This window comes from Acinetobacter sp. YH12145, from assembly GCF_013418335.1.
In the GTDB taxonomy this organism is placed as follows: Bacteria; Pseudomonadota; Gammaproteobacteria; order Pseudomonadales; family Moraxellaceae; genus Acinetobacter; species Acinetobacter amyesii.
In genome coordinates, this window is record NZ_VPCE01000001.1 from 204,197 (window position 1) to 223,866 (window position 19,670).

The window sequence follows — 19,670 nt, forward strand, 5'->3', positions numbered from 1 at the left end:
ATAGTTCAGCCATAAAAAAGCCCGCAAATTTTTGCGGGCTTTTTAGAATCTTTAAATGCTTGAATTAAGCAACTTGAACTGGAATACAGTTCGCTGTGTGGTTCACAGTGTTGTTTGGGTTCGCATAAACTAAACGTGGCTTATGTGCATTGGCTTCAGCTTCTGTGAAATCGCCAAAAGTTGCGATAATCATCAAGTCGCCAATATCTGCTTGGTGAGCAGCACCGCCATTTACAGAGATAATGCCAGAACCCTCTTCACCACGAATGGCATAAGTGGTAAAACGCTTACCATTAGTCACGTTCCACATATGAATTTCTTCATATTCACGGATACCGGCTAAATCTAGAAGAATACCGTCAATTGCACAAGAACCTTCATAATGTAATTCTGCTTGTGTAACGACGCAACGGTGGATTTTAGCTTTTAATAAACGAGATAGCATGGCTAGCGTCTCCTTGGTAGACCTAAGATCGTATCTTATGGTGGAACAATCTCTTGAATGCTGGGTGAGCAGTCAAATGCAAGCGCATTTTGCTCTGAAATCATTCAGATGGCAATAAGTATTGTTCAACAATTTGTGGAATTGTCAGTTCTATTTGTAAGCGTTGATCTGGTTCATAGCTTGCTGAATCTCACCACTTACCAACAATTTAGTACGTGATAAGGCATGTGCAATAGCATCATCCATTAAACCTTGTTCACTACTTGGTGCTTTACCTAAGACATGGCCTGAGACACGTTCTTTAGAACCAGGATGACCAATACCAATACGTAAACGATGGAAATTTGGACCAATATGCGGGACGATATCGCGTAAACCATTATGACCACCATGACCACCGCCAGTTTTCAGGCGAATGACACCAGGGTTCATATCAAGTTCATCGTGTGCGATAAGCATTGCTTCGGGAGCAATTTGATAGAATTTGGCGAAGGGAACAACACTTTGACCAGAGAGGTTCATAAAGGTTGTAGGTAACAGCAGACGAACGTCTTGACCTTCGATATTACCACGACCACTGATGCCTTTATATTTAGGATCAGCTTTGAGTTGGATGCCATATTGTTCTGCAAGGCGTTCTACAAACCAGAAGCCTGCATTATGGCGGGTTTGGGCATACTCAGAACCTGGGTTACCCAAACCAACAATCAGTGAAAGTTTACTCACTCATTTACACCATTTAACACTTATGCGCGTTTGAAGTCAGCGTGCATAGGAGTGTTTTTAGCTGGGTGACGTTGTAAAGCTTGGATTTTAACGCTTTCAGCTTTACCGTCGATGTTGATTTCAACAACTTCTTCAAAGAATGCGTTGTTTTCTAAAGCTTTAACAAGTTCGCGAAGTTCCAAAGTAACTGCTACAGGTTCAGTTGCACCACCGTAGATGATTGCTGGTACTTTATTTTGAAGACGAAGGCGGCGGCTCGAACCTTTCCCTTGTACTGCTTCTTCACGTGCTACTGCATTTAATACGAAGTTTGCCATGATAGACATTCCTATTTAAGTTTAATTGACTAGACCTTCGACCAGTCTAGTGATAGAAAGCCCCACCAAAAGGCAGGGCTTTTAAATTTAGCGCTATATTATAGATAAGAATCGAACATTGCGCTAATAGATTCTTCGTTGTTAATACGACGAATTGTTTCAGCAACCATACTTGCAACTGAAACTTGGCGAATCTTACCAAGAGCTTGAGCTTCTTCTGAAAGCGGAATAGTGTCTGTTACAACCAATTCGTCAATCACAGAGTTTTTCAAGTTTTCTAAAGCTTTACCAGAAAGTACAGGGTGAGTTGCGTAAGCAACAACTTTGCGAGCACCAAAAGTTTTTAGTGCGTCAGCAGCTTTACACAATGTACCTGCTGTATCCACCATATCATCAACGATGACACAGTCACGGCCTTTAACGTCACCGATCAAGTGCATTACTTGAGATTCATTCGCTTTTTGACGGCGTTTGTCGATGATCGCAAGATCGATATCACCCATTTGCTTAGCTACAGCACGCGCACGTACTACACCACCAACGTCAGGAGAAACAACCATTAAGTTGTCGTGTGACTGTTGACGAAGATCTGCTAAAAGTGCAGGAGTACCGTAGATGTTGTCTACAGGAATATCGAAGAAACCTTGGATTTGGTCAGCATGAAGGTCGATCATGACAACGCGGTCAATACCAACAGTTGTGAGCATATCTGCAACAACTTTTGCTGTAATTGGCACACGGCTTGAACGTGGACGACGGTCTTGACGAGCATAACCAAAATAAGGAATGACAGCAGTGATACGACCAGCACTTGCTCGACGCAAAGCATCAGCCATAACTAAGATTTCCATAAGGTTATCGTTAGTTGGAGCACAAGTTGGTTGTACGATGAATACGTCTTTACCACGAACATTTTCAGTAATTTCGACAGCGATTTCACCGTCAGAAAATTGACCTACAGATGCAGCACCTAGAGGGATGTGAAGGTGGCTAACGACTTTTTGGGCGAATTGTGGATGTGCAGATCCACTAAAAACGACAAGATTGGGCATGAAGCACCCTTGGCGGTTGGCAAATTGGAGAATTAGATGGCAGGGGCGGCTGGATTCGAACCAACGGATGCCGAGATCAAAACCCGGTGCCTTACCACTTGGCGACGCCCCTAATGCGGCAGAACTTTAATATTTTTACAGTATTTTGTCAAGTTGAAACAACAAAGATACCGCAAATTATGCTCTGTCTTTTTTGAAGTAAATGGCAGGGGCGGCTGGATTCGAACCAACGGATGCCGAGATCAAAACCCGGTGCCTTACCACTTGGCGACGCCCCTAAATTGATGAAATAGCGAATAAAGTAAATGGCAGGGGCGGCTGGATTCGAACCAACGGATGCCGAGATCAAAACCCGGTGCCTTACCACTTGGCGACGCCCCTAATACTTTACAGCAATTACATCTACAGGTGAAAAATGATGGCAGGGGCGGCTGGATTCGAACCAACGGATGCCGAGATCAAAACCCGGTGCCTTACCACTTGGCGACGCCCCTATATCAAACTTCAAAATGACGTAATGGTGATTCTTGCAAACTGCGAACCAAGTAAGATTTACATGGTGCATTTTTCAATATGTCATCAATATTCATATTTTCAGTCACTTCAGTAAATACACAAGCACCTGTACCTGTAAGCTTTGCTGTACCGAACTGATCTAAGTACCGCATTGCTTCATCGACTTCGGGATATAAGCTTCGTGCCACAGGCTCAAAGTTATTTCCAAAATCAGATGGCGTTTCCTGATAGCCGCAAAATTTAGTGGGCTTTGAGTCTCTTGTCAACGTTTTTTGTGAAAAAAGCAGTTGAGTGCTGATAAAACAGTCAGGTTTTAACACAATATACTGTTTTTGAGCTAAATCTATGAATGTTAAGTGTTCACCGATGCCTTCTGCCCATGCATTTAGACCATGTACAAACACGGGAACATCTGCCCCAAGTTGTAAGCCGAGTTCTGCAAGTTGTTCGGTATTTAGACCACATTTCCATAGTTGATTGAGCACGATTAGGGTGGTGGCTGCATTGGATGAACCACCGCCGAGCCCTGCACCCATCGGAATATTTTTTTCAATGTGGATTTTTTGTGCAGTCAGTGCTTTAGCAAACGGTTTGAGTATTTGAGCAGCACGATAAATTAAATTTTGCTCTAGATTAACGCTGTTTAAGCCCTCAATTTGAATAAAATTTTCATCAGCAGAATTTGCAAGTGGGTGAAATTCCATCCAATCTGATAAATCGATGAGCTGAAAAATCGTTTGTAATTCGTGATATCCATTCGGACGTCGGCCAGTAATGTGCAAAAACAAATTGAGTTTTGCAAGAGAAGGTACACGAATCATGGAAGTCATAGTTCAGCTTTTAGGCAAATTAACGATTTTGAATCACCATTGTAATACGGTTTTCCTGACCGGATTCAAGTGCTTGTTTTAAAATTAACTTGTTCGGTACCGTCGCAGTCTCGTTATAGCTCAGGTCTACGGTCCAACCATCTTCAATAATCTGTTGTGGGCGCTGCGCAGTATCGCGTTGAATTTTTGCTTGTGTGGTTGCAGGGCGTGCCTGTACCCAGTCGACGAGGTGGGTAATGGGAGCTTGCCAACCGGTAGCACGCTCGAGTAATTCTTCTGGTGTTGCTGCTTCAATCAAACCGGTTTTTGCACTATTGAGTTGAACTTGACCGGGTTTACCGCTGATTTGAGTTTTTCCAACACCTAATATGCCACTCAGTTCGATATCATATTCATTGCGGTCTTGAACCCAAGTAAAAAAAGCACTTCCTGACTGTTGTGGCGTGCGCACACCAATCTTACCTTGTAAGTTGAATTGATTTGCAGCGACTTCTTCAGGGCTGGGTTGATCGGGTGTTTTAATATATTGCTGACAACCGGTAAAAAATAAAGCGCAGCAGGTCAGGGCAGATACCCCAAATTTTGAAGATACTTGCATAAAGTCTTTTTAACTCTTTTTCATGGGTTGGGGTAACAATAACGAATGTAGTTGCTCTAATTGCGGATCATTCGGATGTTTTTGTTGGAGTTGTTGTAACAACGCGTCAAATTTATTCATATCACCTTGCATGAAGACTGATCGTGCGTAGCGAATGCCAATTTTTAAACTATTACTCAGTTCATATGCTTTGGCCAAAACAGATGCAGATGTACTAAAATCATTTTGCAAATAACAAATATAACCGAACGTATCTAAAATTGAGGCTTGCTCAGGAGCATATTCTAAGGCATGTTCGACGTATTTTCGGGCTTCATCTAAGCGTCTATTTTGTACCGCCAAGGTATAGGCATATGCATTTAAATAGGTCGGGCTATTGGGTTCAATTTCAAGTAATTGTTTTAGTAATTGGTCGAGTCTATCTTTATCTTGATGGGCGTCGAGCAGTAGAACTTCGGCATAAATGAGCTCAGGATCTTCGGGTAAGTTTTTTACCGCTTCATCAAGCAAACGGACTGCTGCTTTTTTATTGTTCATGCGTTTTAAAATATCTGCCTGAGCAAGATATAAGAAACTGGCATGTTGAGGATAATTAACCCGCTCTTGGGTTAAAAAGCGCAGTGCATCATGCAGCTTATTTTGCTGGCTAAAAATGCTGATCATATTGCGCCGTGAAACTGTATAAAGACTGCCATCAACAAGGCGATAATAGGCTTTTGCCGTTTCATAATGCTGTTTGCGTTCAGCATTTACTGCGAGATAGTAATACGCTTCATTTTGGTATTTGCTTGAATAACGTAACTCCACCAAATACTTTTCGGCTTTTTCATAAAGCTCTAAGTCAATACTGGTCAAACCTGCCATAAATAGCGGTTCTTCAGCAGATGGCCATTTCTTTAGTATATCTTCGAGTTTTTCTAGACCTAATTCTGACTGATCGATTTTAATTAAATATTTTGCTTCTGCTAAGCGAACTTCCATATTGTTGCGGTGTTTACGGCTGGATTTTTCGAACCATTTTAAGGTTTCTTCTTCATCACCTAACGACATAAGTAAATTGGCTTTCATTAAGATATAACCAGTCACTTTCGGGCGTTTTTTTAGTGCTAAATTAATGGTGTCTAAGGCATCAGCAAAGGCACCATTTTGAGCTTGTAAACCTGCGACTAAGACCAAAATAGAAGGGTTGGTTTTCTCCTTGCTAGCGGTCAGTGCTTGAATCAGATAAGCGCGATCTTCCTCTGATTCAGGGGAAATACCCGCCAAAATTTGTTCTAAATCTGCATTTGGGTCAATGGTTAAAATTTTATCAAGTGTTTCGGCAGCAAGCTCATATTCATGGGCTTTCAAAGCAATATGTGATAAATAAAATAATGCTGGTACATCTTCAGGTTCTTGCACAACCCAATGTGTAGCAATATCTAAGGCTGCTTGTAAATCATTTTGCTCAATAGCAACGTTTAAAGCACGCTGTTTGACCATGGTGGATTTACTTTTGATTGCAAGCACGGTGTAATTATGAAGCGCGGTTGGGATGTCGTTATAAGCTAAGGCAAATTCTGCAATCATACTTTGTTTAATTGCATCATATCCTGAATTTGCATGGTAAACTTCTCCCACGGCCCGAATTGGGGCAGTAGAAGCCATGCTACCAACAAGTAAGAATGTGGTAGAATACTGCTTTATTGTCTGGCCGTTCAGTCGGCTATTTGTTAGACGCAATTTTTCTTGATCCAAGTAATGCTTTTTATGACGCCGATAATGCACAATAGCATAAATTTAGCGAAATGATGATCTGATATGTCTTTCTTTGCATTGGGTGTCAACCATCAAACCGCCTCTGTAGAACTGCGCGAACAGATTGCATTTAACCCTGAAAAGTTAACAGCGCTGCTTGAACAGCAAAGCCATGCACCTGAACTCAATGACATGGTGGTGGTATCTACATGTAATCGTACTGAAGTCTATGCGATGTCTGAAAATGCAGACATGGTATTGAATTGGCTTGCCCAATCAAATGGTATTGATGTAAAGCAATTGTCAAATCATGTGTATCGTTATGAAAATGCACAGGCGGTGACACACCTCATGCGTGTGGCTAGCGGTTTGGATTCGCTCATGCTTGGTGAGCCTCAAATCTTAGGTCAAGTTAAGACGGCTTTGTCCTTAGCCAAAGATGCCGAAACTGTCTCCCCAAATTTAAACCGTATTTTTGAATATGCCTTTTATGCGGCAAAACGAGTGCGTTCTGAAACAGCCGTAGGAAGTCATGCAGTGTCGATGGGCTATGCCGTTGCTCAGCTAGCTTTACAGGTTTTTAGTCAGCCTGAAAAATTGACGGTCATGATTGTTGCTGCTGGTGAAATGAATAGCTTGGTTGCAAAGCATTTGGCCGAAATGGGTGTGGGCAGAATTATTATCTGTAACCGTACACGTGCCCGTGCCGAAGCTTTATCCCAAGAGATTGCTCATCGTGTAGAAGTTGAAATAATTGATTTTGCAGATTTGGCAGACAATTTACATCGCGCAGATGTAATTTCAAGTTGTACCGGAAGCTTACATCAAGTGATTTATTTTGCGGATGTTAAAGCAGCACTGAAAAAACGTCGTTATAAACAAATGCTGTTGGTTGATTTGGCTGTACCACGAGATATTGAAGCCAAAGTTGAAAGTTTAGATGGTGTTTATTTATATGGTGTCGATGATCTGCAAACAGTCATAGAAGAAAACTTGGCTCAGCGTCGTCAGGCGGCAGTTGAAGCCGAAGTGATGGTTAATCAGCTTGCGACAGATTTAATCACACAGCAAAAAGTGAATTTGGCTGGCTCGACAATTCATGCATACCGTGAACATGGGGAGTCATTGCGTCAAGAAGAGCTGGCTTTGGCCTTGAATCGTCTACAAAAGGGCGAAGATGCTGCGAAGATTATGCAAGAAATGTCACATCGTTTAACCCAAAAGCTGTTGCATCCAACCTCTATCGTGCTGCGCAATGCTGCGATGGCGGAAGATCCCGCTTATTTTGAAATGTTAGAACAAGATTTAGTAAATGTGGCTGAAAATCGCCGTAAACCAAAGAAATAAATAAAGCTATTCATTGAATAACGGTCATTCACAGTTTGAACTTGAAATTAAAACTTAATCTTCAAGGAGCGTGAGTGATCTTTTTTTATCAATATCATAAATACGTTGTTTTAAATTACGCATTTCTGCAAGGCTAGAAAACTTATTCGACTTGATCTTGAGTTGTAAGAATTGATATTGCAATTTTGTCGATAAATCTGCTGCAAGTTTATCTGCCTGTTCAGGTGATGACGTATAATCGCTGATATTGGCATGCTCTAAAATATGTTGTAATTCATGATGATGAGCTGCACAAGCACCGAGTACATAATAGGTCGATAACTCTGGGTCATCAGGCAATTCATCAAAAATCACATTGAAAATATTTAACACATGATAAAGCAAGAGGTCTTGTGAAACTAAGGCGCGTAAAGGCTCAAAATGAATGTAGAGATAAGGATGATTGATCAAAATCGCAATCACATATTCTTCAGCATCAATTTTTGTACTAAAGCTCAATGATGCATCATTATTGACTTGAGGCTGCCACTTTCGGCTAAACCCTAATTTTTCACGGAAATATTGTTGTAGCAAATAACGATATGAACCACCTTTCGGCAACAGTTCAGTGAGCTGTCTGAGTTCACCCATCACCTGACTTTTACCCTCAGGTGAACTGACATCATGATTTTGCGTTAAATGTGCAAAAACAAATTCAGAAAGAAGCGGTGAGGTGTGCAGTAACCGTCGAAAATTTTCAATACCTTCACGGCGGATCAATGAATCTGGGTCATGGTCATTCGGCAATACAAAGAATTTAAGTTCACGTCCATCATTCAGTAATGGAAGGGCAATTTCGAGCGTACGACGAGCTGCTTTTTGACCTGCGGCATCACCATCAAATGCAATGGTAATGCGGCTATTTTGCTTAAATAAAATGTTTAAATGTTCAGTATTACTGGCAGTCCCTAAAGTCGCTACAGCGCCATGAATGCCATATTGCTGTAGGGCAATAACATCCATATAACCTTCGACCATTAACCAATCTTGGGCTTTTTGTTTACGGCCTTCATATAAACCATAAAGTAACTGGTTTTTATGGAAAACTTCAGAGTCTGGAGAGTTGATGTATTTCGGTTTGATTTCATCATTTAGGGCACGACCACCAAAACCGACCACACGACCTTTCGCATCTCGAATCGGGAAAATCACCCGCTCACGCAGTAAGTCAAAGTCACGACCACTATCACTGGTGCGAATCAAACCGAGGAGTTTGAGTCCTTCGATATCTTGTGGAAAGGCTTTTTCTAAATGTTGCCAATCTTCGGGGGCATAGCCTAAACGCCAATAGGCGATGGTGTCTGCACTGAGACCCCGTTGTTTAAAATAAGCTTGCCCAATTGGACTGAGCGGAAGTTGTTGCTCATAAAACTGTGCGACATTTTCCAGCAAGTCATATAAGTTTCCGTCTTGCGGCACATCTTCAAATCCATTGGTAACTTGGTCAAAGTGAGCAAACGGATCGTTCCCATAAAAGGCATCTTCGTTATTTTGAAACTCAGCAAATGGGTCGTGTTCGAAATTTACTGCAGCAGGATTTGTGTCGGTTTCGCCTGTTTTGGGTGGCAGAGCTTTTGCTTCGATTGGAGGTTTTTGTACAGGTTTGGGTTTAGATTCGCGTTTATATTTGAGTTTATTGGAATCGTTATTGTCTTTCGGTAGTTCAATACCCGTTTGGCTAGATAAATCCTTCATTACTTCGATGAAGTTACGGCTACCAATATCCATTAAAAAACGGATGGCATTACCATTGGCCTGACAACCAAAGCAGTGAAAATATTGTTTATCACGATAGACATGGAAAGATGGCGATTTTTCCTGATGGAATGGGCAGCATCCTGAGTAGGTGCGTCCAGTCTTTTTCAATTTCACAAATTGACCAATCACATCGACAATATCGGTGCGATCTAAAATTTGATCAATTGTATGTTGAGGAATGGCCATGCTGTTTTATCTGTCTATCTATTGAATTTGGGCAGTTCGTGAAATATGTTGAAATCAGCAATGCTGTAAGTTCAGGTGGAGATGCAGTACAGCATCGTCCATCGAACTATTGTATACCTTTTAATCTAATCGAATCTGTAGATCCTGAAAAGATAAAAGGGCAAGTATTCTAACTTGCCCTTTGTGAAAAATCGACCTTCGTTGCGACTATATTATTCAACTTATTCTGACGACTCAGTTTTTTCGCTATGAGGACGATCCAATAAGCCAAAGCTTAAACGATTGGTTAAACTGCGTTTTTCTTCATCGGTTTCAACTACGTCTGTAGAGGTTTGCTCAGACATCGTCTGTGCTTCTTTACCGAAAATACCCAAAGTTGCACGGTTAAGGAAGCTACCTTCACTACGTGCAGCACGCATATTGACCGTACCGTCTGACTTCACAAGTTTTGGATAGTTCAGTTTAAGTACTTCAATGTATTGCTGAGACGTGGTTTTATCACCAAGTTTGTCGTAACCATAGGCTACAGTCGCTAGAGCTTCTGGAACTTGCGGTGCTTGCGGATAATGTTCGATCACCCAAAGTGAACGTTCAACAGCAGCTAACCATGCTTTACGCTTCACATTAAAACGCGCCGCATTCATTTCGCTTTCAGCCAATTCTTGACTGATGAACTTCATACGTTGTGCGGCATCGACTGCATATTCACTCGATGGGTAGCGACGGATAAAGTCGACAAAGTTTTGATAAGCCACTTTGAGATAGCTCACATCACGATGCGATTGCTTTAAAGAAGTATAGCGAAGCAAACCGTTGTAGTTTTGCTCCATGTTTGAAACACCACGCACGTAGTACGCATAATCAACTTGCGGATGTTGTGGGTTCATACGAATAAAACGGTCTGCAAGTGCAATCGCACCTTCATAGTCTTTTTGCTGAAACTTTACATACAATAGTTCAAGTTGTGCTTGCTGCGCATAGTTACCTGTAGGGTAGTAGGTCTCTAGAGCTTCAAGGTGTTTTGCTGCATCTGTATATTGGTTACGTTCAAGCGCTTTTTGTGCTTTTTCGATATAAATCTGTTCGCTTGATTGTGGACCTGTGTCGACCACTTCTTTCTTTGGATTACTGCTACAGCCTACCATTGCCGATGCAATGCCTATTGTTAGAGCAAGCATTGTCATTTTATATTTTGGTAGCGACATAAAAATTCCTCTGTTAATACGGGCAATGAGCTACAATTGAACTATTAAACCACTTTTGTCTGAATGAGCAAATGAGTCAAGCACAATCTTCCAATTCTAATTTCCCTGAAACTGATTTCAATTTACTTGAAGATTCTGAGGATGCAGATAACCATACTTCAGACTCAACTGCAACACGTTTATCGTTGCAATTTCAATTGGATGAAAGCTATTTAGGACAACGTATTGATCAGGTTTCAGCACTGGTTTGGACTGATTTTTCTCGCGAAAAGCTAAAACAGTGGCTCAAAGAGGGCCATTTGTTGGTCAATGGTAACATTGTGAAACCAAAGTACAAATGCGAAGGAACAGAGTTACTGACTTTAGACGTCGAGTTAGAAGCACAAACACGTAGCTTACCTGAAGATATTCCACTTAATATTGTCTATGAAGATGACGATATTATGGTGATTAATAAACCTGTCGGTATGGTTGTTCATCCAGGCGCTGGAAACAGTACAGGGACATTGGTAAATGCAATTTTGCATCACTACCCAAAATCTTCAGAGTTGACCCGTGCAGGTTTGGTGCATCGTATTGATAAAGACACCTCAGGTCTGTTGGTGGTGGCGAAAAACCTCGAATCCCAATTTTCTTTAAGTAAACAATTGGCGAAGAAATCGGTTTACCGTATTTACGATTTGATCGTATATGGCAACATTATTGCTGGCGGTACAGTCGATGAACCAATTAAACGTCATCCTGTCGATCGCATTAAAATGGCTGTCTTGCCGGGCGGTAAAGATGCGGTGACTCACTATAATGTGAAAGAACGTTTCCAAAACTTTACCCGCGTTCAAGCACGTCTAGAAACGGGTCGTACCCATCAAATTCGTGTGCATTTTACTTATATCGGTCATGGTCTTGTGGGCGATCAAGTGTATGTACCACGTGTACGTATGCCTGCAGGCGCGTCGGGGTTATTAGATGACACTTTACGTGGCTTTAAACGTCAGGCTTTACATGCGGTTAAATTGGGTCTCGTTCATCCACGTACAGGTGAAGACATGATGTTTGAAGCACCATGGCCTGAAGACTTTAATCAATTGGTTGAAGTATTACGTAGCGAAAACAAAGCTTATTAAGTTTTAACCTGATTTACACGCCATAGATAGAAAAGGACGGCAACATGCAATTTGTTCAGGGACTTCCACAGGGTGTTTTTGTGGGACAAACTCGAGTTCATCATGATCAGACGCAACCCGCTGAACAACCTGAACTGGCAGGATTTAATCTGGCATTGCATGTGGGAGATGATGCAGCGCGTGTGCAAAAGCACCGGATGCAATTGCTCAAAGACTTTGCTGAATATGGCGTGAATAAAATCAGCTGGATGAACCAAACCCACAGTACGCTATGCCATCGCATTGATGAACAGATTAACTTTGTTGCACCCGAAGGCGATGGTATGGTCACGCAGTCTAAACATCATGCCCTGATGATGATGACCGCAGACTGCTTACCCGTGGTTTTGGGTAATGCTGACGGGACAGAAGTTGCCAATCTGCATGCAGGTTGGAAGGGCTTGGCTAATGGTATTGTGGAAAACACCATTGCAGCCATGCACACTCAGCCAACATGGGCTTGGTTGGGGGCAGCCATTTGCCAAGAGAGTTTTGAAATTGGCGCAGAAGTCAAAGCTGCCTTTTGTTCCAAATACCCAGAACTGGAAAGTGCATTTAAAGCTGGTGTAAAGGAAGGTAAATATTATGCTGATCTTTATGCGATAGCGCGTTATATTCTTGCATTACATGGGGTTAAAGCTGTAACCGGTGGCGACCAATGTACCTTTTTGCAAGCTGAAGAATATTTTTCTTATCGCCGCGAAGCGAAAACAGGACGTATGGCAACATTCGTCTTTATGCTTTGAAAATGCTAAACTTGACTGAATCTATCGACTTTTAAATGTTATGTCTTTGACTGCTAAATCTCTTGCTGTTGTTTACCACAGCCCCTATGGGCACACTGCCAAAGTGGCGAATTTCATTGTACAAGGTGCAGAAAAAGCCGGTGTAAAAGTTCATCTCATGAATGTAGAGCATGTGGATTGGGATGAATTGGACAGTGCAGATGCCATCGTTTTTGGATGCCCAACCTATATGGGCAGTATGAGTGCGGCAATGAAATTATTCATGGAGCAATCATCTAAACGCTGGTTAGCACGGACATGGCAAGGCAAGTTAGCCGCTGGTTTTACCAATGGTGGCGGCTTAAGTGGAGATAAATTGGCAGTATTGCAGCAAATCAATTTATTCGCCATGCAGCACGGCATGTTGTGGAGCGGTCTTCCATTGATGCCAACTGGACGAAGCACAACAGATTTAAATCGGATGTCGAGCTTTTTAGGTTTAATGACACAATCGGATAATGCGCCTGTTGAAGTCACGCCACCTGCGGGTGATTTAGAAACCGCTATTTGGTTTGGTGAATATCTGGGACTGTTGTTAAATAAAGTTAATTAATTTGTAAATAAATCGTTTGAACTATCATTTATAAATCTTTGAAAACACTAGTGATGGAAATATTACTGGGGTTTTTATTGGCCTAAAATTCGTGAAAATTGGCATTTTGTATAATTGAGTTGTGATGCGTGTCACAAATTGCCATTCATTTACGCCAACGCTATTGATTTAATCTTCTCATAAATTTCACTCGGGATGAGTGACGAATATTAAAAAGGATTAAATAATCGTGAAAAAAACAATAGTCGCAATGGCATTGACCTTATGTGTTTCTGACGTTGTTTTTGCAGCAGAAGGATTGGTGGGATTAGCCGATGAAGAATTGTCTGCCATCAATGGTGCTGCATTGATGAATATGTCCTATACCGATCCTATTTTGGTCAACCAACAAATGGTCGATGAAAATATTGGTTTTTACAAACTCAGTTTAGATGCCGTCATGGATCTAAATGTCAATGTCAAAAGTTTGCAACTCGGCTGTGGTGGGGTAAATGGGTCAAATGGCTGTGATATTGATATTCGTCATCTGGCGTTGAGTGGTAATGCAACGTCGACCGATGCCAATGGTAATCCCGTCTTTAATGGTGATCGAGCGTCAACAAGTGCCGAACTGAAAAATCCGTTTATTGAATTTGCAATTAAAAACCCAAAACAAGCGGCTTTACGTGAAGTTAAAGGCTTCCGTGTCAGTGCTGAATCAATTACAGGTTTATTGACCACAGGTATTCAAAACACGGGTGCGCCGACAGATGGGATTAAGTCACTGAGCGGTTATATGAAAATTGCACCGACTACAGGGATAGCAAAGACCCAAGCAGCGATTTTTGGTGATAGCAGCAGTGAGACTTTATCCGGTAACTTGGTGATTAATACGATTTGGAACAATGATCGTAGCTTTGTCAGCCAACCTGAAAATAGTAAGGGTTTAAAAATTCCTTCAATGAATGTGCCATTTACCGTCCCTGAAATTACCATCAACGGAAAACGACAAACTCAAGCCGTTGCCAAAAATATCAGTGCGACTGTACCGTCGATTCAACTCAACCGTGATAGTGGTAGTTTGCAGGTCAAACTTGACCGTAATTTGTTATGGGTAGAAGGGGCGCAGTTCTTTATGGATTCGGGTTCATCAATTGATGGTTTGAAAATGAACATTACCTTTGAGCAAGCCTTAAATATGATTCATAACATTCCACTAAATGGCACAGCCGGTTATTTATCGCTTCAATCTCAAGATATTAGTTGGCCAGATGCCAATGCCGATGATATTGCACGTACAGGTTGGTGGATGTCATTTAAAGACCCGATCAATATTGGCAAATTGAATCCAACATCTGAAGTGGATATCTCAGGCGTCTTGCCACAAGTTGCTCAAAAAGTATCGCAAATTTTAACCAATGAACCAATTTATATTCCGTTAGGTTCTGCTGTTGGTGCAGCATTTGGTCTGCCAATTTATAAAAATGTAGGTTCAATTAACCTCAGTAATGCAGGTGCGGCCAATTTAACTTTAAAAAATCAGGTCTTGGGGAATCAGGAAGTTCGGACTAACTGTTTTGGTGGGTTGAAATTCTGCTAAATCTGCAATTTAAAAATAAAAAAACCTCCAAGATGGAGGTTTTTTTATTGAACTTATTTATGAAAAATACGGGCTTTATCGCGCTGCCAATCACGGTCTTTTTCCGTTGCACGCTTGTCGTGAAGCTGTTTACCTTTTACTAGGGCAATTTCAAGTTTGGCATGAGGACCTTTCCAGTAACATGCCAAAGGCACACATGAATAACCTTTTTGGTTAATTGCACCTTGTAGTTTTTCAATTTCACGGCGGTTCAGCAATAATTTACGAGTACGTGTTGCTTCAGGCACTACATGTGTCGAAGCACTCAGTAAAGGTTGCACTTGAGCGCCGAATAAAAATGCTTCACCATTTTTAAACGTAATATAGCTCTCTACGATAGTCATACGACCCGCACGCATTGATTTGACTTCCCAGCCTTGTAATGAAAGACCCGCTTCAAATTTTTCTTCAATGAAATAATCGTGACGCGCACGCTTATTTAGGGCAATCGTACTGCTACTATTTTTTTTAACTACTGCTTTCGTCATAATCAAAAACTTCCAAACTTAGCACTATTGTACCCGAACTTTGAATAAGATGAAGTTTTTAAATTTACAAGCTGACTTCACCTATAAATCAAGATTTTGTTAAAATACCCGTCTACAAAATAACAGAGTACAACTGGATGTCTAAAACTCGTGTAATTTATCCGGGCACATTCGATCCAATTACTAATGGTCATATCGACTTAGTGACACGTGCATCACGCATGTTTGACGAAGTTGTCGTGGCAATTGCAATTGGACATCACAAAAACCCTGTGTTTAGTCTGGAAGAACGTGTTGCACTAGCGCAAGAGTCTTTAAGTCATTTGTCAAATGTTGAGTTTGTAGGTTTTGATGGGCTGTTGGTCAACTTCTTTAACGAGCAAAAAGCAACAGCCGTGTTACGTGGTTTACGTGCAGTTTCAGATTTTGAATATGAATTTCAATTGGCAAATATGAATCGCCGTTTGGACAGTAAATTTGAAGCCGTGTTCTTAACCCCATCAGAGCAATATTCGTTTATTTCATCTACGCTCGTGCGTGAAATTGCACGTTTAAATGGTGATGTCACTCAGTTTGTACCACAAGCTGTTGTGGAAGCCTTTAAGCGTAAACAACAGCAAGGTTGGTAGAGTGTCTTTATATATCACTGATGAATGCATCAACTGCGATGTCTGTGAACCTGTATGCCCCAATGAGGCGATTTTCATGGGGGAACTCATTTATGAGATTAACCCTGATTTGTGTACGGAATGCGTTGGGCATCACGATAAACCGCAGTGTCAGTTGTTCTGTCCGGTGGACTGTATTCCATTGGATCCGGCACATCCTGAAACTCAGGAACAGCTTCAACAAAAGTACGAAAAACTAACTGCTCAAAAAACATCAAGCAATTAGTTCTCAGATTTGTTAGAATGCGCCCCGAAGTGAACCAGACGATCGCTGCTGTGTATAGGTCTCCGTGACTAAAGCAGGGGAGGAAAGTCCGGGCTTCATAGGGCAAGGTGCCAGGTAACGCCTGGGCGGCGTGAGCCGACGGAAAGTGCAGCAGAGAGTAGACCGCCTTCATTATGGTTTTGAGCAATCGAAATCGGAGGTAAGGGTGAAAGGGTGCGGTAAGAGCGCACCGCGTGTCTGGTAACAGTTCACGGCATGGTAAACCCCACCGGAAGCAAGACCAAATAGGGATCCTTTAGGCATGGCCCATGCTGGATCCGGGTAGGTCGCTTGAGCGTATGAGTGATTGTACGCCTAGAGGAATGATCGTCCTCGACAGAACCCGGCTTATCGGTTCACTTCAACAAATTTTGATCAAATACGCGCATTATGGGCTTGACGATATTTAAATATACCTCCATAATGCGCGCACAGTTTAAGGCTATGTAGCTCAGTTGGTTAGAGCACCGCACTCATAATGCGGGGGTCACAAGTTCAAGTCTCGTCATAGCCACCATATTCAAAAAAGACCACTCCGATTGAGTGGTCTTTTTTTATGTCTAAATCTTCCAAATTTAAAAAATTAACGATAAACAAAACGACGCATGCCTGCACGTAAGGCAAATGCGCCATGCATATATACGCCGCCGAGCCAATACGGCACATTGTAAATATCTTCATAGCGATATTTAACTAAAGCAAACTCAGCCAATAGTCCTTCAAAGAACGTGCCGCCAATGGCAAGCATAATGGCTAATATCAGTAGCCATGTACGCTCATAGCTAAATAACCAGCGAATAAAAAAGCTAATATAGAAAATCCAGCACAATGCTTCAGGGTGGAAGTTACCAAAACCACTGAGTATGTAGACAATCGCAAAGAGTACTAAAGCCTCAACTAATGGAGCTGTACCATCGTGATGGCAACTGAGCTGAGTCATTACATAGTGTTTAAGTCGTTGTGTAAGTTGAATATAGCTAAATGCCATGAAAGCAAAGGCAATAAAAAAGCCAGGGAATACCCACCAAGCTTGATGGAAAAATAATGGGTTGGGATAACTAAGCGTCTGGGTATAGACATGAATCGCATCGCAAAAAGTTGCGACGACTGCTGCCAGCAGGGCAAGTATAAATATGCCTGAGAATTGAGTGGTTCTCGTCATCATTCATCCTGAAAAGTAGTGATCTTTTTATTTTGTGAGTTCTTTATAGAATGAATTTGGAGAAAAGGCTATGACAAGTTACGAGATGCTCATGTGTTAAATGTTAATTTATAGCGCTACTGCTATACTCAATACATAGTTAACTTTATGAATATAAATAGAAATGATAGATAACCAATTAAACTGGCCTAAAGATAATTTTGAGAATATTGAAACTGCATGGGAAGGTGATCTTTGGGATCGCCGTCGTTTAGGGGAGCAACTTACAAATTACGTCGATCGTTTAAACTGCGGTGCTGTTCTTGCTTTGGATGCACGATGGGGTGAAGGCAAAACGTGGTTTGTTCGTCACTGGGCGAAACATTTAGATGATTCTCAGCATAACGTGATTTACCTAGATGCTTTTGCTAATGATTATTTGGATGATCCTTTTTTGGTAATTGCATCTGAAATTGCTTCAAAGTTAGATAAAACAGCCGAAAATAAGCCCTTAGTGCATAAATTTAAGAAAGCAACGGCAGTTATGCAGCAAGGACTTTTAACTCTAGCTCCAACACTTATTGCTTCAATGATTAGCTGTGCATTAACGGGTGGGATTATTCCACTTATTAAAATTGATAGTGAGCAAATCACAGATAAACTTGATGATGCAATTGATAAAGTGACTGAAAATATTGGAGAAAAAGTTACAGAAGCAATTCAAGCTAAGATTGATAGCTATGAAGAGGAAAAACAATCTTTGCAGGCTTTTAAAAGTACATTAACTGAGTTAGCTGCAAGTTTAGAAAATCCCTTAGTTTTTATTATTGATGAGTTGGATCGTTGTCGTCCTGATTTTGCGATACGATTAATTGAAAGGGTTAAACATTTCTTTGATATTCCTAAAATTGTTTTTGTTTTGGTGATGAATAAGCCACAATTATCACAGTCAGTTCAGAATTTTTATGGTTATGAAGCAGAGATAACAGCTGATTATTTTGAAAAATTTATAGATTTAACAATTAAATTTCCAAATTTGGAACCTTATATTAACTATGAAAATGTATTGAAGGAAGAACTTTATAGAATTGGTGAGATGGAGCATAAAGAAGCTTTAAATGAATTCTTTTTTTGGGTATTAGCATTACAAAATTATAAAAACTTCAACTCACGTGAATTAAAAAGAAAAATTAATCAATATGCTATTTTGAAAACTAATGATTTTAGAAAAAACCTAATATTAATTGCGTTTGTATTTGGTGTGGAATTTTCAAAAGATTTGAAAATATTTCGTTTAGTTTTAAGTAAGTTAGTTGAAAAATTTAATTTGTCTTTTAGTGACAGTAAATTTCTTGGAAATATTATTATCAGTAAACTACGAACTGAATATTTCATTGATGAATTTCATATAGGAAATTTATATAATAAACAAGTAACATTGAATGAAAAATATGTATCAGTGGGACAACAAGATGCCAAAGAATTGTATATGCTGGAAACTTATACTCCCTTTGCTATCCAGAAATTAAAACACTCCGATGATTTTATAATTGATTGGAAAAACTATGTTGAATCGGGATTTAATCTAGATATTTGATTAATGTATCAACATCATCCGTCTGCAATTTTTCCCGCATCTTTAAAAACTGCTTTTCATCTAAGTCATAGAGCTTGAGGGAAAGTAGTTTTTTGATATCTTCTTCAGGAAAGCGATATTTAATAATTTTAGCAGGGACTCCGCCTACTACTGCATAAGGTGGCACATCTTTAGTCACCACAGCACCTGTAGCAACGACAGCACCTTCACCCAGTGTCACGCCTTGCATAATCATGGCACGTGAGCCGATCCAGCAGCCATCACCAATGATTGTGTCACCCGCAGGGACAAAACTCCGTGTATCAAATGGAAAGGCTGAAATCCAGTCTGTGCGGTGGAGTTGGTTACCGCCCATCATAATCACGCATTCTGCGCCAAAACAGACAAAATTACCGATATGTAGTTGGTCTATCGGCTTCTCAGTTGTTGCAGGTTTATCATGCAGATAACGCACCACACAGCGCTCAAAACCCTGATCCCAATATGCAGAATAATATGAATAATTACCTTTGATGTGAATATTTGGGTTCTTCACTGTTTTAGAGATGAACTCAAATTCACACCAATGATTGACAGGTGAATTAATCAATTTTTCAGACATAACTGGGATACAAAAATAGGGAATGTGCCATTATA

The 19,670-nt window shown here is 40.8% G+C and carries 20 protein-coding genes, 5 tRNA genes and 1 other RNA gene; 10 read left to right on the forward strand and 16 right to left on the reverse strand.

Annotation, left to right across the window (positions count from 1 at the left end; all coding sequences use genetic code 11):
* Nucleotides 1–64: 64 nt before the first annotated feature.
* From panD to FTU80_RS01020, 11 genes are all read right to left on the reverse strand, one after another.
* Nucleotides 65–445 carry an aspartate 1-decarboxylase gene (gene panD, locus FTU80_RS00970; RefSeq protein WP_078192181.1) on the reverse strand — a complete coding sequence of 127 codons (381 nt, stop codon included), beginning with the start codon at nucleotides 443–445 and terminating at the stop codon, nucleotides 65–67.
* Nucleotides 446–595: 150 nt separating this feature from the next.
* Complete coding sequence (gene pth, locus FTU80_RS00975; RefSeq protein WP_168378106.1) at nucleotides 596–1,171, reverse strand: aminoacyl-tRNA hydrolase; 576 nt, start codon at nucleotides 1,169–1,171, stop codon at nucleotides 596–598.
* Between the two features lie 20 nt (nucleotides 1,172–1,191).
* A complete protein-coding gene (gene rplY, locus FTU80_RS00980) occupies nucleotides 1,192–1,488 on the reverse strand; it encodes a 50S ribosomal protein L25 (protein WP_180083769.1) in 297 nt (98 codons plus the stop codon).
* A 98-nt stretch (nucleotides 1,489–1,586) separates the two neighbouring features.
* Nucleotides 1,587–2,540: a ribose-phosphate pyrophosphokinase gene (locus tag FTU80_RS00985; RefSeq protein WP_078191360.1), complete on the reverse strand. Its 954-nt coding sequence runs from the start codon at nucleotides 2,538–2,540 to the stop codon at nucleotides 1,587–1,589.
* Nucleotides 2,541–2,577: 37 nt separating this feature from the next.
* Nucleotides 2,578–2,652, reverse strand: a tRNA-Gln gene (locus tag FTU80_RS00990).
* Between the two features lie 91 nt (nucleotides 2,653–2,743).
* Nucleotides 2,744–2,818, reverse strand: a tRNA-Gln gene (locus FTU80_RS00995).
* Nucleotides 2,819–2,846: 28 nt separating this feature from the next.
* Nucleotides 2,847–2,921, reverse strand: a tRNA-Gln gene (locus FTU80_RS01000).
* Nucleotides 2,922–2,959: 38 nt separating this feature from the next.
* Nucleotides 2,960–3,034, reverse strand: a tRNA-Gln gene (locus tag FTU80_RS01005).
* 3 nt (nucleotides 3,035–3,037) lie between these two features.
* Nucleotides 3,038–3,877, reverse strand: coding sequence for a 4-(cytidine 5'-diphospho)-2-C-methyl-D-erythritol kinase (gene ispE, locus FTU80_RS01010; RefSeq protein ID WP_180083817.1), 840 nt, complete (start codon nucleotides 3,875–3,877; stop codon nucleotides 3,038–3,040).
* A gap of 28 nt (nucleotides 3,878–3,905) precedes the next feature.
* Nucleotides 3,906–4,484 carry a lipoprotein insertase outer membrane protein LolB gene (lolB, locus tag FTU80_RS01015; RefSeq protein ID WP_180083771.1) on the reverse strand — a complete coding sequence of 193 codons (579 nt, stop codon included), beginning with the start codon at nucleotides 4,482–4,484 and terminating at the stop codon, nucleotides 3,906–3,908.
* Between the two features lie 9 nt (nucleotides 4,485–4,493).
* The gene (locus tag FTU80_RS01020; protein ID WP_180083773.1) at nucleotides 4,494–6,206 is read right to left on the reverse strand and encodes a hypothetical protein; all 1,713 of its coding nucleotides are present in this window, start codon (nucleotides 6,204–6,206) and stop codon (nucleotides 4,494–4,496) included.
* A 78-nt stretch (nucleotides 6,207–6,284) separates the two neighbouring features.
* On the opposite strand from FTU80_RS01020, the gene hemA reads away from it, so the two are divergent.
* Complete coding sequence (gene hemA / locus FTU80_RS01025) at nucleotides 6,285–7,568, forward strand: glutamyl-tRNA reductase (protein WP_180083775.1); 1,284 nt, start codon at nucleotides 6,285–6,287, stop codon at nucleotides 7,566–7,568.
* Nucleotides 7,569–7,622: 54 nt separating this feature from the next.
* Here hemA and FTU80_RS01030 read toward each other — a convergent pair whose 3' ends face one another.
* Both FTU80_RS01030 and FTU80_RS01035 read right to left on the reverse strand, forming a co-directional pair.
* Nucleotides 7,623–9,551 carry a DNA primase gene (locus FTU80_RS01030; protein ID WP_180083777.1) on the reverse strand — a complete coding sequence of 643 codons (1,929 nt, stop codon included), beginning with the start codon at nucleotides 9,549–9,551 and terminating at the stop codon, nucleotides 7,623–7,625.
* Nucleotides 9,552–9,772: 221 nt separating this feature from the next.
* Nucleotides 9,773–10,756 (reverse strand): outer membrane protein assembly factor BamD, encoded by a 984-nt coding sequence (locus FTU80_RS01035; RefSeq protein WP_180065829.1) that lies wholly within the window; start codon nucleotides 10,754–10,756, stop codon nucleotides 9,773–9,775.
* Nucleotides 10,757–10,827: 71 nt separating this feature from the next.
* Here FTU80_RS01035 and rluD point away from each other — a divergent pair, with 71 nt between their 5' ends.
* The 4 genes from rluD to FTU80_RS01055 all read left to right on the forward strand — a co-directional run bounded on the left by rluD (nucleotide 10,828) and on the right by FTU80_RS01055 (nucleotide 14,836).
* Nucleotides 10,828–11,880, forward strand: coding sequence for a 23S rRNA pseudouridine(1911/1915/1917) synthase RluD (gene rluD / locus FTU80_RS01040; protein WP_180083780.1), 1,053 nt, complete (start codon nucleotides 10,828–10,830; stop codon nucleotides 11,878–11,880).
* 44 nt (nucleotides 11,881–11,924) lie between these two features.
* Nucleotides 11,925–12,665: a peptidoglycan editing factor PgeF gene (pgeF, locus tag FTU80_RS01045; protein WP_180083782.1), complete on the forward strand. Its 741-nt coding sequence runs from the start codon at nucleotides 11,925–11,927 to the stop codon at nucleotides 12,663–12,665.
* A gap of 40 nt (nucleotides 12,666–12,705) precedes the next feature.
* Complete coding sequence (locus tag FTU80_RS01050; RefSeq protein WP_078192171.1) at nucleotides 12,706–13,257, forward strand: flavodoxin family protein; 552 nt, start codon at nucleotides 12,706–12,708, stop codon at nucleotides 13,255–13,257.
* A gap of 229 nt (nucleotides 13,258–13,486) precedes the next feature.
* Entirely contained in the window at nucleotides 13,487–14,836 is a 1,350-nt protein-coding gene (locus FTU80_RS01055) for a hypothetical protein (protein WP_249708367.1), read from the forward strand.
* A gap of 53 nt (nucleotides 14,837–14,889) precedes the next feature.
* Here FTU80_RS01055 and smpB read toward each other — a convergent pair whose 3' ends face one another.
* Nucleotides 14,890–15,363, reverse strand: coding sequence for an SsrA-binding protein SmpB (smpB, locus tag FTU80_RS01060; RefSeq protein WP_078191351.1), 474 nt, complete (start codon nucleotides 15,361–15,363; stop codon nucleotides 14,890–14,892).
* A 137-nt stretch (nucleotides 15,364–15,500) separates the two neighbouring features.
* Here smpB and coaD point away from each other — a divergent pair, with 137 nt between their 5' ends.
* From coaD to FTU80_RS01080, 4 genes are all read left to right on the forward strand, one after another.
* Nucleotides 15,501–15,992 carry a pantetheine-phosphate adenylyltransferase gene (coaD, locus tag FTU80_RS01065; RefSeq protein ID WP_078191350.1) on the forward strand — a complete coding sequence of 164 codons (492 nt, stop codon included), beginning with the start codon at nucleotides 15,501–15,503 and terminating at the stop codon, nucleotides 15,990–15,992.
* A gap of 1 nt (nucleotide 15,993) precedes the next feature.
* Nucleotides 15,994–16,257, forward strand: a complete 264-nt coding sequence (locus FTU80_RS01070; protein ID WP_078191349.1) for a YfhL family 4Fe-4S dicluster ferredoxin — start codon at nucleotides 15,994–15,996, stop codon at nucleotides 16,255–16,257.
* Nucleotides 16,258–16,283: 26 nt separating this feature from the next.
* Nucleotides 16,284–16,663, forward strand: an RNA gene (rnpB, locus tag FTU80_RS01075) — RNase P RNA component class A.
* A 73-nt stretch (nucleotides 16,664–16,736) separates the two neighbouring features.
* A tRNA-Met gene (locus FTU80_RS01080) sits at nucleotides 16,737–16,813 on the forward strand.
* Nucleotides 16,814–16,879: 66 nt separating this feature from the next.
* Here the strand turns inward: FTU80_RS01080 and FTU80_RS01085 are convergent.
* A complete protein-coding gene (locus tag FTU80_RS01085) occupies nucleotides 16,880–17,458 on the reverse strand; it encodes a hypothetical protein (protein ID WP_180083784.1) in 579 nt (192 codons plus the stop codon).
* A 163-nt stretch (nucleotides 17,459–17,621) separates the two neighbouring features.
* Here FTU80_RS01085 and FTU80_RS01090 point away from each other — a divergent pair, with 163 nt between their 5' ends.
* Nucleotides 17,622–19,034: a P-loop NTPase fold protein gene (locus FTU80_RS01090; protein WP_180083786.1), complete on the forward strand. Its 1,413-nt coding sequence runs from the start codon at nucleotides 17,622–17,624 to the stop codon at nucleotides 19,032–19,034.
* Here FTU80_RS01090 and FTU80_RS01095 read toward each other — a convergent pair.
* Nucleotides 19,018–19,635 (reverse strand): CatB-related O-acetyltransferase, encoded by a 618-nt coding sequence (locus tag FTU80_RS01095; RefSeq protein ID WP_078192167.1) that lies wholly within the window; start codon nucleotides 19,633–19,635, stop codon nucleotides 19,018–19,020. The two genes, FTU80_RS01090 and FTU80_RS01095, sit on opposite strands and share 17 nt — an antisense overlap.
* Between the last annotated feature and the right edge of the window lie 35 nt (nucleotides 19,636–19,670).